A 14,938-nucleotide genomic window follows, 5' to 3' on the forward strand; every position below is an offset into this window, starting at 1 on the left:
TTGTTGGAAGAGGTGGATGAGTTGTTCTCGTTGGTGTTGGGTGAGTGAGCTTCGTGCTCGCATAGGAGATGCTCCCCATTAGTTGGTGACTGTTTTTTAGTAGTCCAACTTATGGGGAGCAGTTCACTGGACGAGAGCAGGCGGGGTTTCCTTATGCAGGAAATGAAGCCCCTGCCTAGCGGGAATTCTCCGCCATCCAGGCTTCGATACCCTCAACGGTGCGGGGCAGGGCGGCAGAAAGGTTCTCGTTGCCGTCCTCGGTGACCAGTACGTCGTCCTCGATACGGATGCCGATGCCGCGCAGCTCCTCGGGGGTAGCGAGGTCTTCTTCCTTGAAGTAAAGACCGGGCTCAATGGTGAAGACCATGCCGGGCTCGATGATGCCCTCCATGTAGAGCTCGTTCTTGGCCTGGGCGCAGTCGTGCACGTCTAGACCCAGGTGGTGGCTGGTGCCGTGGGGCATCCAGCGGCGGTGCTGGCCGCCCTCAGCCGACAGGGAAACCTCGGCAGAGGCAGGCAGCAGGCCCCACTCGTGCAGGCGGGTCGCTAGAACCTGCATGGCAGCGTCGTGAACCTCGTGGAACTTCTTACCTGGCACCGCAACCTTAAAGGCAGCGTCTGCAGCTTCGAGCACGATGTTGTAGGCCTTGGCCTGAACCTCGGAGAACTTGCCGTTGACCGGGAAGGTACGGGTGACGTCCGCGGTGTAGAGGGTGTCGTCTTCAACGCCGGCGTCGAGCAGCAGCAGCTTACCCTCATCGACGGTGCCGTTATTGCGGATCCAGTGCAGGATAGTGGCGTTGTTACCGCAGGCTGCGATGGTGTCGTAGCCCAGGTCGTTACCCTCAACACGGGCCTTGGCGAAGAAGGCGGTCTCGACCACGCGTTCGCCGCGGCGGTGGGCAACAGCTGCGGGCAGGGCCTTGACGACCTCAGCAAAACCGTCGATGGTCAGGTCAACCGAGCGGCGCAGGTTCTCCACCTCGATGGCGTCCTTGACCAGGCGAGCCTCAGACAGAGCCTCGGTCAGGGCAGCGTCGAGCTTATCTGACTCTTCTAGATCAACAGAGGTGTTGTAACGGGAGGTATCGACCAGGGCATCGACATTCAGGTCAACGTTGCGCACCAGACGGATGCGCACGCCGCCTAAGGCCTCGGGGCCGGCGTTCTTGGTGATAGCTACCTCAAGCTCGCCCAGGTCCTTGGTGCGCAGACCGTACTCGGCACCCAAAGAATCGAGGGTGGGGCGGGGGCCAATCCAGAACTCCCCGTAGCGGGGATCGCGGTAGAACATCTCGGTATCGCGGCCCGCAAGGGGACGGAAGTAGAGGGTGACCTCGTGGTTCGACCCGTTGTCGCCCTGGCCCTCTTCAACGGGCTCAAAAACGAGCACGGCGTCCGGCTCGTGGTCCAGGCCCAGGCCGGTCTGGTGGGCAAAAGCTGAGTGGGGGCGGAAGCGGTAGTCGGTATCGTTTGAACGCACCTTGAGGGGGCCAGCGGGCAGAACCAGGCGCTCGCCGGGGAAGAGCACAGAAATCTTGGCGCGGCGCTCAGCGGCGAAGTTGGCTACACGGGCGCGGGCCGGGAGCTGGTCGGACGCCGGCGCCCAGTTCGCTGCCATAAAGTCAGTAAAAGCACTGGACTTGGGGGCAGCAGAGCGGTTGGTGACGCGCTCTTCGATGGGCTGGTCGTTGCCAGGGGTGGGGGTGTTATCGCTAGTAGTCATGCCTACCAGTCTAGTGAGCCGGGTAACGGCGCGTCTAGCTGAAGATAGTGGCACCGATACTTAAGGGCGGCTAATGGTTGCTACCTGTTACGGACGGGCCGCCGCAGGTAGTCTGGTGCTATGTATGACCTGCACACCCACTCCCGTATTTCTGATGGCACCCAGCCGGTAGCCGAGCTGGTTGCCGACGTAGCCGCCGCCGGGCTTACCGGCTTCGCCCTGACCGACCACGACACCACCGCCGGCTGGGCTGAGGCCCAAGAGACAGCCGGACGCCTGGGGCTAGACTTCCTGCCCGGCATGGAAATTTCGTGTTCGGCTCAGGGGGTGAGCATCCACCTGCTCTCCTACCTGCACGACCCGGCCAACGAAGCTCTTTTAGCTGAAATTAATCGCGCCCGAGACTCCCGGGTAGGCCGCGCCCAGCGCATGGTTGAAAGACTCGCCGAAGACTACCCGATTACCTGGGAGACCGTTCAGGAACAGGTGCACGAGGGCGCTACCGTAGGCCGCCCCCACATCGCAGATGCCCTGGTGGCCCTCGGCACGGTAGCCAACCGGTCAGAAGCCTTCGAAACTATCTTGACCACCCGCTCAAAATACTACGTACCCCACTACGCCGTGGACCCGGTGAAGGCTGTTGAACTGGTACGCGCCTCAGGGGGCGTACCGGTTATGGCCCACCCCAAGGCGTCCGCCCGCGGAAAACTCGCCAGCAACGAAACCATCTACGCCATGATTGAGGCAGGGCTCGCAGGCTTTGAGGTCTACCACCGCGACAACCCCGAAGAAGGCCGTACCTGGCTGCTTGAAACCGCAGCCAAACACGACCTTCTAGTCACCGGATCATCCGACTACCATGGCGCAGGCAAACCCAACCATCTGGGCGAAAACACCACGCCCGGCGAGACGGTCAAGCGGATCCGGGAACTTGCTACTTCCTAAGCCAGAGCGTAGCTGACCCGGGTACGGCACCTGCGGCGAAGGCGTCCGCGGCGCCGGGAGTAGAGCCCAGCACGAACTCGGCGTCAGCCAGGTTAGCTGGCAGGGGAGCGGACTCGGTGCTGAAGTTAGTCAGGTTGACCCAGCCGCCGGGGCGCTCAAAAGCCAGCAGGTCAGCCGAATCAGTGGCGAGCCAGGTGAGTTCCTCAGCGCCCTGGAGCTGACGGCGGGCGGCCAGGGCTGCCCGGTAGAGATTAAGAGTGGAGTCTTCCTGCTGGTCCTCAATGGCTACAGCGTAGTCGGCGAACCAGGCTGGCTGGGGCAGATGGGGTGCGCCCGAACCAAAGCCGAAGGATGGGCCGTCCGCCTCCCAAGGTAGGGGCACACGGCAACCGTCGCGCCCGACGTTGACGCCGGGGGAGTTGAAGAAGGTGGGGTCCTGGCGGTCAGCGTCGGGAATCTCGGCGACCTCGTGCAGGCCCAGTTCTTCACCCTGGTAGAGGTAGGCCGAACCGGGCAGGGCCAGCTCGAAGAGGGTAGCGGCGCGGGCGCGGGCTGAGCCCAGTTCCCGGTCAAGTTCCTCGGCCGGGCCACCTGCGAGCAGCCACTCGTGGCCTACCTTCTCGTTAGTCTTACCCTCTACAAAGGGCAGGCCATAGCGGGTGGGGTGGCGCACCACGTCGTGGTTGGACAGCACCCAGGTGCTCGATGAGCCGGATTCGGCGGAGAGCTCCAGATTCTCAGCCACAATCTTGCGGAACTCGCCCGCCTCGAAGCGGGCGGTGAGCAGGTCAAAGTTAAAGGCCTGGCCCAGGCCCTGGGCGGACGCATAGGCGGGGCGGCGGTCGCGCTCCACCCAGGCCTCTGCCACGGCGGTGCGGTGCGGGGTGTATTCGTTGAAAACGGCCCGCCATTCCTTATAAATCTCGTGCACATCATCGCGGTCCCACATGGGGTGAGTGCCGTCCTTAGGCATAGCGTCGAGCTCTGCCTGGCTGGGTAGAACCTCGGGCAGGTCTTTGGCGATACCGTGGGCCACGTCAATGCGGAAACCGTCCACACCGCGGTCAGCCCAGAAGCGGAAAGTTTCTTTAAAGTCTTCGTGGACCTCGGGGTTATGCCAGTTTAGGTCGGGCTGCTCAACGGCGAAGTTGTGCAGATACCACTGGCCGTCGCCCACCGGCTCCCAGGCAGGGCCGCCGAAGATGGAGGTCCAGTCAGCCGGGGGCAGCTCGCCCTTCTCGCCCAGGCCGTCACGGAAGATATAGCGGTCACGAGCTGTCGACCCCGGTGCGGACGCCAGGGCCTCCTGGAACCAGGCATGCAGGTTGGAGGTATGGTTGGGCACCACATCAACAATGAGCTTCAGGCCCGCTGCATGCAGGGCGCTCGCCATCTCATCGAAGTCAGCCAGGGTACCGATTTTGGGATCAACATCTCGGAAGTCATCGACATCGTAGCCGCCATCGGCCAGGGCTGAGGGGTAGAAAGGGGAGAGCCAGACGGCATCTACACCCAGCTTCTTGAGGTAGGGGACCTTGGCCGTGATTCCCTTGAGGTCACCGATTCCGTTGCCGTCGGCGTCCGCAAAGGAACGGGGGTAAATCTGGTAGACCACGGCCTGGCGCCACCAGGTGGGGTCATCGGCTGCCGGAACCAAGAGGTTTGAATCGCTCATCGTTGAACCTTTCATGGGAAGAAGCTACAGGGCAGGGGCCTGCCCCTGCCTACCAGCCTACGCCCCGGCGTCCGCGCGCAGGGATGAGAAGAAGATAGACGGAAAAATTGCCCAAAGCTGGCGCGACAAGACTAAGAAAATAGGCGTAGAGGGTTGCGCTGAATAAAAAATCGGGGTAGGGTAGACCTAATAATCTTTTAGAATAGGCTAGGACTGTGCAAAAATCATCTCTTGGCGAAAAGTCGTGCCCAGAAACCGCTCATCTTTTAGAGTGGGAACCATGCGCTTTCTTAACGATATGACTCCCACCACCGACCTGACCTACAACGACGTGTTCATGGTTCCCTCCCGCTCCGCGGTAGGTTCCCGCATGGGCGTAGACCTCGCCACCGCCGACGGAACCGGCACCACCATCCCCCTGGTTATCGCCAATATGACCGCCGTTTCTGGCCGCCGTATGGCCGAAGCAGTCGCCCGCCGCGGCGGCATCGCCATCATTCCCCAGGACGTGCCCACCGACATCGTCGCCGAAACCATCAAGCGGGTCAAAAACTCCCACCTGTTTTTCGACACCCCCATCACCGTCAAGCCCCACCACACCGCAGGCTACGTGCGCCACCTGCTGCCCAAGCGTGCCCACGGGGCCGCTATCGTCGTGGACGGCGAGACCCCCCCTCGGTGTCATTACCCCCAAGGACCTGCGCGGGGCAGACAACTTTGACCAGGTACAAGACCTCATGAGCACCGAACTGCTCACCCTGCCCGACACCGTCACCCCGTATGAAGCCTTCGACATTCTGCACGAGAAGTCCCGCAAGGTTGCCCCCGTTGTGGATGCCGACGGCAAGCTGGTCGGTGTTCTCACCCGCTCAGCCGCCCTGCGCGCCAGCCTCTACGAACCGGCCACCGACGCCAACGGTAAGCTCCGCATCGGCGTTGCCATCGGCATCAACGGTGACGTAGCAGGTCGCGCCGCCGCCCTCATCGCAGCTGGTGCCGACGTGCTCGTGGTTGACACCGCCCACGGCCACCAGGAAACCATGATCGAGGCCCTCAAGAAGGTCAAGGCCCTTAACCCCTCCATCCCCGTAGCCGCTGGCAACGTGGTCACCGCCGCGGGTGTCCGCGACTTGGCAGAAGCAGGCGCCGACATCATCAAGGTCGGCGTTGGCCCCGGCGCCATGTGCACCACCCGAATGCAGACCGGCGTGGGCCGCCCCCAGTTCTCCGCCGTGCTGGAATGCGCCGCCGAAGCAAAGAAACTGGGCGTACACGTCTGGGCGGACGGCGGCATCAAGGACCCCCGCGACGTCGCCCTGGCCCTGGCTGCCGGTGCCTCCAACGTCATGGTGGGCTCCTGGTTCGCGGGCACTTACGAGTCACCCGGTGACGTACTGCAGGACGCCGACGGCTGCCTCTACAAGGAATCCTTCGGCATGGCCTCCCGCCGCGCGGTCATCAATCGCAACTCCAAGACCGAAGCCTTTGAAAAGGCCCGCCGTGAAATGTTCGAAGAGGGCATCTCATCAGCCCGAATCTACCTGCCCGAGGGCCGCGGCGGCGTAGAAGACCAGATCGACTCGATTATCTCGGGCGTCCGCTCATCCTTCACCTACGCCGGCGCTGCCTCCATCGAGGAGTTCGCCGAGCGAGCCGTGGTGGGTGTTCAGTCTGCCGCTGGTTACGCAGAGGGCCAGGCCCGCGCCACCCGCTAGGGTAGGTACCATCTAAACCCAAAAGGACCATTTAAATCAGAAATGACCAGCTAGTTGCTGGTCATTTCTGATTTAAATGGTACCTAGGGGTTAGCTGTCGCTGCACTCTACCCGGCGGGTGCGGCGGCGACGGCGGCGCGGCTTCGAATCAGCCTCCCCGCTCTGGACGTCACGCTGATTATCGCGCTTCTCAGCCCGGCCCTCACTGCCAGAGCGTGAGCTCTCGTGGCGCGGAGAACAGGAGCCCGAACGTCCGCGACGATCCCCGCGGACACCGCGCTCCTGGCGTTTCTCACGAGCCGGGGCACCACCAAAGTCCTCAGCTTCTTCAGTCTGCAGACCCGCTGCGGTGCGCTCCTCCTTTGGCAGGCGGCCCTTGGTTCCCTTGGCAATGCCCATGTCAGTGAAGAGGTGTGGAGATGAAGAGTAGGTTTCAACCGGCTCATCTACGCCCAGTTCCAGAGCCTTGTTGATGAGCTTCCAGCGGGGCACGTCCTCCCAATCCACCAGGGTAACGGCGGTGCCTTCCTTCTCCGCGCGGCCGGTGCGACCCACCCGGTGCAGGTAGGTCTTTTCGTCCTCTGGGCACTGGTAGTTAATGACGTGGGTGACGTCCTCAACGTCAATTCCGCGGGCTGCCACATCGGTTGCGACCAGAATGTCAATCTTGCCGTTGCGGAAGGCTCGCAGGGCCTGCTCGCGGGCACCCTGGTTGAGGTCGCCGTGGATAGCGCCGGCCGCGAAACCTCGGGCGGTCAGCTCATCAGAGAGCTTGGCAGCGGAGCGCTTGGTCTTGGTGAAAATGACAGTGCGGCCCCGGCCCTCGGCTCGAAGAATACGGCCGACCAGCTCGTCCTTATCGAGAGGGTGAGCCCGGTAAATAACCTGGCGAATCGAGGCCTTAGTCATGGTCTCTTCTTCGCCGGATTCAGCGCGGATGTGCATGGGGCGGCTCATGTAGCGGCGGGCCATGGTCAGGACGGGCCCGGGCATGGTTGCCGAGAAGAGCATGGTCTGGCGCACCTCGGGCACGGCTGAGAGAATGCGCTCTACATCGGGCAGGAAGCCCAGATCAAGCATCTCGTCGGCTTCATCAAGCACCACAATCTTAATCTGGGTCAGATTGAGGTACTTCTGGCGGTGCAGGTCAATCAGGCGGCCAGGGGTACCCACAATCAGCTCAACGCCCTTTTCCAGTTCTTTGACCTGGGTGTCGTAGGGGCGGCCGCCGTAGAGGGTAGCTACCCGCACACCGGTCTTTGACGCAGCAACCGATAGGTCATCGCCCACCTGGATAGCCAGTTCACGGGTGGGAACGATAATCAGGGCCTGGGACGCACCGGGGGTGGGAAGCTGATTGAAGGCGTCCGAACCCGGGACAGCAACGCTCTGCAGGGCGGGCAGACCAAAGCCCAGGGTCTTACCGGTACCGGTCTTAGCTTGACCGATGATGTCCTGGCCAGACAGGGCCACCGGCAGAGTCAAGGCCTGAATGGGGAAGGGGGAAACGATGCCCTTCTCGGCGAGGGCATCGGCAATGTCTTGGCGCACGCCGTAGTCGGCGAAAGTTTTAGTGGTATCAGTGTTAGTCACGAATCGTGTTCCTTATAGAGTGAGGCCCCGGCCCGGGGCAAACGAGGAAGCCGATCGTGGGTTTTCATGTAGCAAAGAAGCTCTATCAACCGCCGGGCGGACGCTTGCAGAGCGTTGGGCGGGAGAGCTAAAGGCAGGTGAGTCTATACGGATGGTACGACCGGGCAACCAAATAACTTCTTTATTCTACCGCCAAGTGCCGTAAATGTAAGAGGGGCCCCGGGAGTTTTGCGTCAAACTCCCGGGGCCCCTCTGGCTGAGTAAGCCTGGTGTTACTGGCCGATACCGAAGCCGATGCGGTGCTTGGTTTCAGCGCCCAGCTCGACATAGCCGATGTTAGCTGCCGGAACCAGGGTGGTGGAGCCCTTAGAATCGGTCAGTTCCAGGATGCCGCCCTGTTCAAGAGCTGCAGCGACCTTGGCGCGGACGTCTGAGGCGGTTTCGTCGGTGTCGATGACGACCTGGCTGGGCACGTTGAGTACGCCAATCTTAATTTCCATGAGGTTTCCTTTCGATGGTTCCCTACCTGGCTGCAGGGGGTCTCTGCCCACCAGTCTACGTGAGTAAGGGTAGGAAAGGGGCGGGGTTTCGGTCTGAGCTGACAGGGTAGAGAAAGGCTGCGACAGCAGGGGGGCGCTACTCCCAATCCTCGTCGATGATGGAGATACCGCCCCAGGCCAGGCGGAAGACTGCGCGCTCAGCCATTGCAAGCTGCTGGGGTGAGGCGTCGGTGCCGATGACCATGTGGGTAGCTACCTGCACCATGCCGGTGAGCATGCGTGCTGTCATCAGGGCCTCTTCAAAGGGCATGCCCGCATTGGGCGCTAGTACCTCGGCGATTCGCTTGGCGATGGTAATGTGCATGTTTTCGGTGCGTTCTTGCACCGCGTAGTCGTTCTGAATGTCGGATTCAAAGATGACGCGGTAGCCTGCCACATTGTTGCGGGCAAAGCTGAAGAAGGCGCCGATGACGCCCTGCACACGTTCGCGGTTGACCTTGGTTGTGTAGAGGGGCTGCACCAGCTGAGTCATGAGGTTATTGATTTGTTCATCGAGTACGGCCAGGTAGAGGTCGCGTTTGCCGGTGAAGTGCTGGTAGAGCACGGGCTTGGTCACATTAGAGGCAGTGGCGATGTGGTCCATGGTGGTGGCGTGGTAGCCCTGGGAAGCAAAAACACGCACGGCGCAGGTCTTTGGGCAGGCGGGAGGCCCCGGACGGGTCGATGGGGTCGCCGGGGTCGGAGTCAGCTGAAAATATGGTGGTAGACATCGTTGCTGCCGAACCTTTGGGATGGTGGGCGGACGGGGTCGCGGCTGGTGGGGTGCCTGCCTGCTAGGAGGCGTCTGTTTAGGGCTCGGCCTCTTCGGGTTCCTCTTGTACTTCGATACCGTAGAGGGCTTCAAGGGCCGCTACATAGTCGTCTACCCGGCCTTCGCGTGCCATGTCTCGGGCGCGGACGGTCGGGGTGTGCAGGAGAGACTTGACCATGCGGCGCATTGCGAGTTCAAGCTGTTCAGTTGCTGCGGTGCACCCGTACTGGTTGTGTACCTTAGCTAGCTCGGCGTCGAGTACGCTCATGGTGTGTTGCCTGAGAGCAACAATAGCAGCGTCGACGCTGCGGGCCTTCTCTTTGATGGAGAATTCTGCGGCGGCTTCGTCCACAATTGTGCGGGCAGTGTGCACGGACTCTACGGTCTCTTCGGGGGCAGCCAGGCGCACAGATTCGAGGGTAATGAGTTCTACCTCGGGTAGGTCTGCTACCTCGGGGGCGAAGTCGCGGGAGAGCGCTAAATCAAGGATAACGCGCTTGCCAGCGGGGATTTCTATGGGGAGCATGGGGGAGGCACCGCCCGAGCAGCCGATGATGATATCGGCCGCTGCCATCTGCTCGTGCAGTTCCCTGTGGGGCACTGCCTGTACCCCGCGTTTATCGGCAAAAGTGGCTGCACGATCTGAGCGGGAGTATATCCAGATATCGGTCGTACCCCGAGAATGAAGGGCAGCTACAGTGGCCCCGGCGTAGGCACCGGTGCCAAAGACCAGAACCCGGCGGTTCTCCCAGGTTTTGTCGGCGATGTCATCGGCCATATCCAGGGCAACCGACACTATGGAGCGGCCCCGGGAGCCCAGCATGGTTTGCTGGCCGACCCGGCGGGCAGTTTGGGCACCGTGTTCAAAGAGGCGCACCAGGTTGCCGGTGGCCCGTCCTTGCTCCTGGGAGAGAGACAGGGCGCGGCGCACCTGGCCGGTGATTTCACGCTCACCCACAACGGCCGACTCCAGGCCTGAGGCCACAGTGAAGAGGTGGTGGGCGGCATCGGTATTCACCAGCACATCAAAACTGTTTTCTACCAGGTCGTAGGAAAGCCCGGACCGCTGGGAGATCAGGTCAAAAATGTGCTCTGAGGCAGTAGCAACATCGTTGGCGATGTTCTGGTCTGTGGCTCCCGGATTGCTGGGAATCTCGGCGTAGAGTTCTAAGCGGTTGCAGGTAGACAAAATCACCTCACCACGAATACCGGCGCGTTCAAGGTCCCGGTGGATCTTCTCAACGCCTTCGCTGAGGTAAGCCACGGTGGTGAGGTCGACAGAGCGATGCGATGCTACAAGGCTGAAAATAGTCACGACGACTCTATTATAGACAGCTCCCTGTTGGGGGTCTGGTGACAGGTTGTCTCTAAAGTTGTGCTTTAAACTTGGCAGAATGGTGTATATGAGTCAGACCGTGTCATCAGCGCTGCGTCAGCGCCCCCTGCTCACCGACGAGCAGCTTGCCCACCTGCCCGCTACCCACCCCCTGAAGACCGCCGGTACTGGCGAGTCAGCCATGATTCGTACCCTGACAGGGCGCGAAGCCGAGCACGCCCCGGTCTGGTTTATGCGCCAGGCAGGACGCTCCCTGCCCGAGTACCGCGAAATTCGCGAGGGAATCCCCATGCTGGATTCCTGCCTCAACCCTGAGCTGGCCGCAGAAATTACGGTTCAGCCGGTGCGCCGCCACAAGGTCGATGCCGGTATTTTCTTCTCGGATATCGTCATCCCTATGAAGCTAGCTGGTGTGGGTGTCGATATCGTTCCCGGGCGCGGCCCCGTGCTCGATGCCCCCGTCCACACCCTCGATGACATTAAGAACCTGCCCGAACTCGAAGACTCAGCCCTTGACCCCATTCGAGAGGCTGTTGCCCTGACCGTCGAGAAGCTAGGCTCCACCCCGCTCATCGGCTTTGCCGGTGCCCCCTTCACCGTGGCCGCCTACATGGTGGAGGGCGGGCCCTCCCGCGACCACCTGCGTCCGCGCACCATGATGCACGCCGACCCCGAAGCCTGGGAAGCCCTGGGTGCCTGGGCCGCCCGCACCTCAGCCCAGTTCCTGGCTGCCCAGATTGAGGCGGGCGCCTCAGCCGTGCAGCTCTTCGACTCCTGGGCTGGGTCCCTAGGCGAGGCCGGCTACCGTCGCTTCGTCATGCCCCACTCCGCAGCCACCCTCGCTGCCGTTGAACACTACGGGGTGCCCCGCATCCACTTTGGTACCGGCACCGCCGAGCTGCTGCCCGCCATGCTCGAAGCCGGCGCCGACGTCATCGGCGTTGACTACCGCCTGCCCCTCTCCGAAGCCCAGCGCCGTTTGGGCGGCGGTATCGTGCTGCAGGGCAATATCGACCCGGCCCTACTTGCCTCGGGCTGGAAGGCCCTTGCCGCCCACACCGATGCGGTTCTTGAAGAAGGACGCACCGCCCCGGCCCACGTGGTTAACCTGGGACACGGGGTGCCCCCGACCACCGACCCCACCGTCCTGACCCGCCTGGTCGACTACATCCACACCTCAACCCGCAAAGGCTAGGAAAAAGAACCCCATGGCACAGCACCAGCACCTGCACAACACCGCCCTGGTGATTGGCGGCGGTATCTCGGGTCTGCTCGCAGCCCGTGAACTAGCCCGCGCCGGTAAGAAAGTTACCCTGGTTGAACGCGAAAGCCACCTGGGAGGTGCCGTAGGCGCCCACCAGCTAGCTGGCCTGGTGCTAGATTCCGGTGCTGAGTCCTTTGCAACCCGTACCGACGCGGTCCGCAACCTGCTCACCGACCTGGGGCTGGCTGACCGCATCGTAATGCCCGAGCCTCTTGGCTCCTGGCTCTACCTGCCCACCGGGCCCTACCACTCACCGTCCACCGGTGTTCTGGGCATTCCCGGCAGCCTCGATGGCCCGGCCCTCAAAAAAATTCTGGGCCGGGCAGGCTACCGCCGCGCCAAGCTCGATGCCATGCTGCCGCGCTCAGCCGGGTCTAACGCCAAAACCCTGGGGGAGTTAGTGCGGGTGCGGCTGGGCCAGCAGGCGCTCGACCAGCTGGTGGCCCCGGTGGTATCCGGTGTGCACTCGGTACACCCCAACCAGCTAGAAATCGCCACCATCGCCCCCGGTCTGCTGACCGGCCTCCGCGAGCTGGGCTCCCTTACCGCAGCCAGTGCCCGCCTGCGGGCCGCCTCGCCGGCAGGCTCCCAGGTTGCCGGTATCGAAGGCGGCATGAACCAGCTCTCCGAAGCTCTCGTGGATGACCTGCTCCGTCAGCGCGTGCGTATCGTCAGCGGCTTCGACACCATCGCTGTGGACCGTGACCCCGTTACCGGCGGGTGGACGGCCATCCAGCGTCAGCCCGAATACGGCGAAAAATCAGCCATTATCCGCGGCGAACTGCTGGTGGTAGCCACCGACGCCCAGACCTCCATCCGCCTGCTCGGGCCCCACCTACCGGCATCCGCTCTGCCCGCCGTTGCCCCCGGCCCCGAAGTCGCCCTGGTCTCCCTGGTGCTCGACCAGCCAGCCCTTGACGCCGCCCCGCGCGGTACCGGCCTGCTGGTAAGCGAAGCTGCCACCGGCGTCCGCGCCAAGGCCCTCACCCACGCCACCGCCAAGTGGGCCTGGGTCGCAGAACGAGCAGGGGAAGGGCGCCACGTGGTACGCCTGTCCTACGGGCGCGGCAAGGACCACGACACCTCACCGCTGTCAGAACTGGCCCTGCACGATGACCAACTGGTCACCCTGGGCCTCCACGACGCCGGCCACCTGCTAGGCGTACCCATCACCAAGAGCCACCTGGTCGCAGCGGACGTCGTGCGCTGGCACAGCGCCCTGCCCTCCACCACGCCAGGGCACAAGGACCGCGTCACCGCCTTCCGTTCGGCCCTCGCCGACCTGCCCGGTGCCACCGCCGTTGGCGCCTGGATTGCCGGAACCGGCCTGGCAGCCGTCACCGCAGACACCCAGGAGCACCTGGGGCGCTTCATCCAGAAAAACACCGACACATCAGCTACCGACTAGGCAGCAGCTACCCACCCTCAATGTCCCACATCGAAAGGTAACCCCATGTCACACCACGGTAACCCTGCAGAACACTCCCACGGCGCTTACAGCCACGGCGGCCGTCCGCCCATGCCCACCGCCAAGGACGCCCAGGGCAAGATTCAGGGTCAGCGCCCCGGCGAAGTAGCCGAAGGCGACAGCCAGTTCCACTACGCCCTCTACACCGTCTTCGCCCGCGAAGGCGCAGCCGACCCCGCCGCTACCGGGGCCGAAGCCACCGCCGAACTCGAAGCCCTGGTTGATGAGCTCGAAGCCAAGGGCGTGATTACCCGCGGCTTCTACGACGTCTCAGCCATGCGCAACGACGCTGACGTAATGGTCTGGGTCCACGGCGCTGTACCCGAAGACCTACAGGCAGCAATCCGCAGCTTCCGCCGCACCGTAGCCTTCTCAGGCACCAAGATTGTCTGGTCAACCATGGGCGTACACCGCGACGCCGAATTCTCAGCCGGTCACACCCCCACCTTCGCCAAGGGCATCGCCCCCGAACAGTGGGTCTGCGTCTACCCCTTCGTGCGCTCCTTCGACTGGTACACCATCAACCCCGAAAAGCGCCGCGAAATCATGAAGAACCACGGCATGAAGGGCATCGACTTCCCCGAGGTACTGCCCAACACCATCGCCACCTTCGGCCTAAACGACTACGAGTGGCTCATCGCCCTCGAAGCCCCCGAACTGGTGCTCATCGTTGACCTCATGCGCTCCTTCCGCAACACCGAAGCCCGCCACTTCGTGCGCGAAGAAATCCCCTTCTACACCGGCCGCCGCATCGAGGCCGCCGAGGTTGCCCAGGTGATCGCCTAATGACCACCCAGCTCCCTAACGACATCATCCCCAACCAGACCGACCCGGCCAACACCGCCTCCAACGGCCCGGCCGTGCTCGATGAGAGCACCATCGGCATCTACACCAGCGAGCGCACTCTCACCCGCCCCCGCGCATCCGCCCCGCAGGACTACGACCTGGTGATTCTGTCCTCCTTCGGTGGCCCTGAGGGGCAGGACGACGTCATCCCCTTCCTGCGCAACGTCACCGCCGGCCGCGGCATCCCCGACGAACGCCTCGAAGAAGTCGCCGCCCACTACCGGGCCAACGGCGGCGTCTCACCCATCAACGAGCAGAACCGCGCCCTGCTGGCAGCCCTGCGCGAGGCTATGGCCGAGAAGGGCCCGGATATCGAGATCACCTGGGCTAACCGCAACTGGGAGCCGTACGTCAACGATGTGGTTCAGCAGGCCTATGACGAGGGAAAACGCAAGATTCTTGTGCTGGCCACCAGCGCCTACCCCGGTTACTCTTCCTGCCGCCAGTACCGCGAAGACTACGGAATCGCCCTCGAAAAGCTGGGCCTCGACGGCAAGCTGCAGATCGACAAGGTCCGCCAGTTCTGGGACACCCCCGGCTTCATCCAGCCCTTCATCGACGGCCTGGTTGAGGGGATCACGGACGTCCGCGCCCAGCTTGCTGCCGCCCAGCAGGCTGCCGCGGGTAACGTAAAAATCCGCATCATGTTCTGCACCCACTCCGTACCCACCAGCGCCGCTAATGAGGCCGGCCCCCGCGGTGTCGACTACGAAGGCGGCTCCGCCTACGTTGAGAAGCACCTGGAAGCCGCCCGCGCCGTTCTCTCCGGTGTACAGGCCGTTGACCCCGCCCTACTCGATGAAGTCGAGTGGGAACTGGTCTACCAGTCCCGCTCCGGCCCGCCCTCCATGCCCTGGCTCGAACCCGACGTCAACGACGCCCTCGAAGCCCTCGACGGTAAGGTCGGCGGCATCGTGCTCGTGCCCCTCGGCTTCGTCTCAGACCACATGGAAGTCAAATGGGACCTCGACACCGAAGCCCTCGACACCTGCAAGCGTCTCGGTTTCGCAGCAACCCGCACCCCCACCCCCGGTACCCACCCCGCCTACGTTGAGGGCC

Annotated in this window: 11 protein-coding genes and 1 pseudogene; 6 read left to right on the forward strand and 6 right to left on the reverse strand. The window is 63.0% G+C overall.

What is annotated here, in order from left to right:
- Nucleotides 1-175: 175 nt before the first annotated feature.
- Nucleotides 176-1,726, reverse strand: coding sequence for an aminopeptidase P family protein (locus tag E4U03_RS11100; protein ID WP_135013799.1), 1,551 nt, complete (start codon nucleotides 1,724-1,726; stop codon nucleotides 176-178).
- Between the two features lie 120 nt (nucleotides 1,727-1,846).
- On the opposite strand from E4U03_RS11100, the gene E4U03_RS11105 reads away from it, so the two are divergent.
- On the forward strand, nucleotides 1,847-2,671 hold the full coding sequence (locus tag E4U03_RS11105) for a PHP domain-containing protein (RefSeq protein ID WP_135013800.1): 825 nt from the start codon (nucleotides 1,847-1,849) through the stop codon (nucleotides 2,669-2,671).
- On the opposite strand, the gene E4U03_RS11110 is transcribed toward E4U03_RS11105, so the two are convergent.
- Nucleotides 2,661-4,346, reverse strand: a complete 1,686-nt coding sequence (locus E4U03_RS11110) for a glycoside hydrolase family 13 protein (protein WP_228066221.1) — start codon at nucleotides 4,344-4,346, stop codon at nucleotides 2,661-2,663. The genes E4U03_RS11105 and E4U03_RS11110 overlap by 11 nt on opposite strands.
- A gap of 280 nt (nucleotides 4,347-4,626) precedes the next feature.
- On the opposite strand from E4U03_RS11110, the pseudogene E4U03_RS11115 reads away from it, so the two are divergent.
- A pseudogene (locus E4U03_RS11115) lies at nucleotides 4,627-6,061 on the forward strand (GuaB1 family IMP dehydrogenase-related protein).
- A gap of 90 nt (nucleotides 6,062-6,151) precedes the next feature.
- On the opposite strand, the gene E4U03_RS11120 reads toward E4U03_RS11115, so the two are convergent.
- The 4 genes from E4U03_RS11120 to E4U03_RS11135 form a co-directional block, all read right to left on the reverse strand.
- Nucleotides 6,152-7,654: a DEAD/DEAH box helicase gene (locus tag E4U03_RS11120; RefSeq protein WP_135013802.1), complete on the reverse strand. Its 1,503-nt coding sequence runs from the start codon at nucleotides 7,652-7,654 to the stop codon at nucleotides 6,152-6,154.
- 272 nt (nucleotides 7,655-7,926) lie between these two features.
- Entirely contained in the window at nucleotides 7,927-8,154 is a 228-nt protein-coding gene (locus E4U03_RS11125; protein ID WP_135013803.1) for a DUF3107 domain-containing protein, read from the reverse strand.
- 136 nt (nucleotides 8,155-8,290) lie between these two features.
- Nucleotides 8,291-8,836 carry a TetR/AcrR family transcriptional regulator gene (locus tag E4U03_RS11130; RefSeq protein ID WP_135013804.1) on the reverse strand — a complete coding sequence of 182 codons (546 nt, stop codon included), beginning with the start codon at nucleotides 8,834-8,836 and terminating at the stop codon, nucleotides 8,291-8,293.
- A 166-nt stretch (nucleotides 8,837-9,002) separates the two neighbouring features.
- Nucleotides 9,003-10,280 carry a glutamyl-tRNA reductase gene (locus E4U03_RS11135; protein WP_135013805.1) on the reverse strand — a complete coding sequence of 426 codons (1,278 nt, stop codon included), beginning with the start codon at nucleotides 10,278-10,280 and terminating at the stop codon, nucleotides 9,003-9,005.
- 88 nt (nucleotides 10,281-10,368) lie between these two features.
- Here E4U03_RS11135 and hemE point away from each other — a divergent pair, with 88 nt between their 5' ends.
- The 4 genes from hemE to E4U03_RS11155 form a co-directional block, all read left to right on the forward strand.
- Nucleotides 10,369-11,496, forward strand: coding sequence for a uroporphyrinogen decarboxylase (gene hemE, locus E4U03_RS11140; protein WP_228066225.1), 1,128 nt, complete (start codon nucleotides 10,369-10,371; stop codon nucleotides 11,494-11,496).
- Nucleotides 11,497-11,509: 13 nt separating this feature from the next.
- Nucleotides 11,510-12,973, forward strand: coding sequence for a protoporphyrinogen oxidase (gene hemG, locus E4U03_RS11145; RefSeq protein ID WP_135013807.1), 1,464 nt, complete (start codon nucleotides 11,510-11,512; stop codon nucleotides 12,971-12,973).
- A gap of 45 nt (nucleotides 12,974-13,018) precedes the next feature.
- Nucleotides 13,019-13,819: a hydrogen peroxide-dependent heme synthase gene (hemQ, locus tag E4U03_RS11150; RefSeq protein ID WP_135013808.1), complete on the forward strand. Its 801-nt coding sequence runs from the start codon at nucleotides 13,019-13,021 to the stop codon at nucleotides 13,817-13,819.
- On the forward strand, nucleotides 13,819-14,938 hold a 1,120-nt coding region (locus tag E4U03_RS11155; protein ID WP_135013809.1), incomplete at its 3' end, for a ferrochelatase. The genes hemQ and E4U03_RS11155, both read left to right, overlap by 1 nt.

This window comes from Rothia nasimurium (genome assembly GCF_004569295.1).
In the GTDB taxonomy this organism is placed as follows: domain Bacteria; phylum Actinomycetota; class Actinomycetes; order Actinomycetales; family Micrococcaceae; genus Rothia; species Rothia nasimurium_B.

What these genes read in the sequence shown, in the direction of transcription:
- E4U03_RS11100 (WP_135013799.1), bottom strand. Translation starts at nt 1,726, where the DNA reads ATGACTACTAGCGATAACACCCCCACCCCTGGCAACGACCAGCCCATC.
- hemQ (WP_135013808.1), top strand. Translation starts at nt 13,019, where the DNA reads ATGTCACACCACGGTAACCCTGCAGAACACTCCCACGGCGCTTACAGC.
- E4U03_RS11125 (WP_135013803.1), bottom strand. Translation starts at nt 8,154, where the DNA reads ATGGAAATTAAGATTGGCGTACTCAACGTGCCCAGCCAGGTCGTCATC.
- E4U03_RS11110 (WP_228066221.1), bottom strand. Translation starts at nt 4,346, where the DNA reads ATGAGCGATTCAAACCTCTTGGTTCCGGCAGCCGATGACCCCACCTGG.
- E4U03_RS11105 (WP_135013800.1), top strand. Translation starts at nt 1,847, where the DNA reads ATGTATGACCTGCACACCCACTCCCGTATTTCTGATGGCACCCAGCCG.
- hemE (WP_228066225.1), top strand. Translation starts at nt 10,369, where the DNA reads ATGAGTCAGACCGTGTCATCAGCGCTGCGTCAGCGCCCCCTGCTCACC.
- hemG (WP_135013807.1), top strand. Translation starts at nt 11,510, where the DNA reads ATGGCACAGCACCAGCACCTGCACAACACCGCCCTGGTGATTGGCGGC.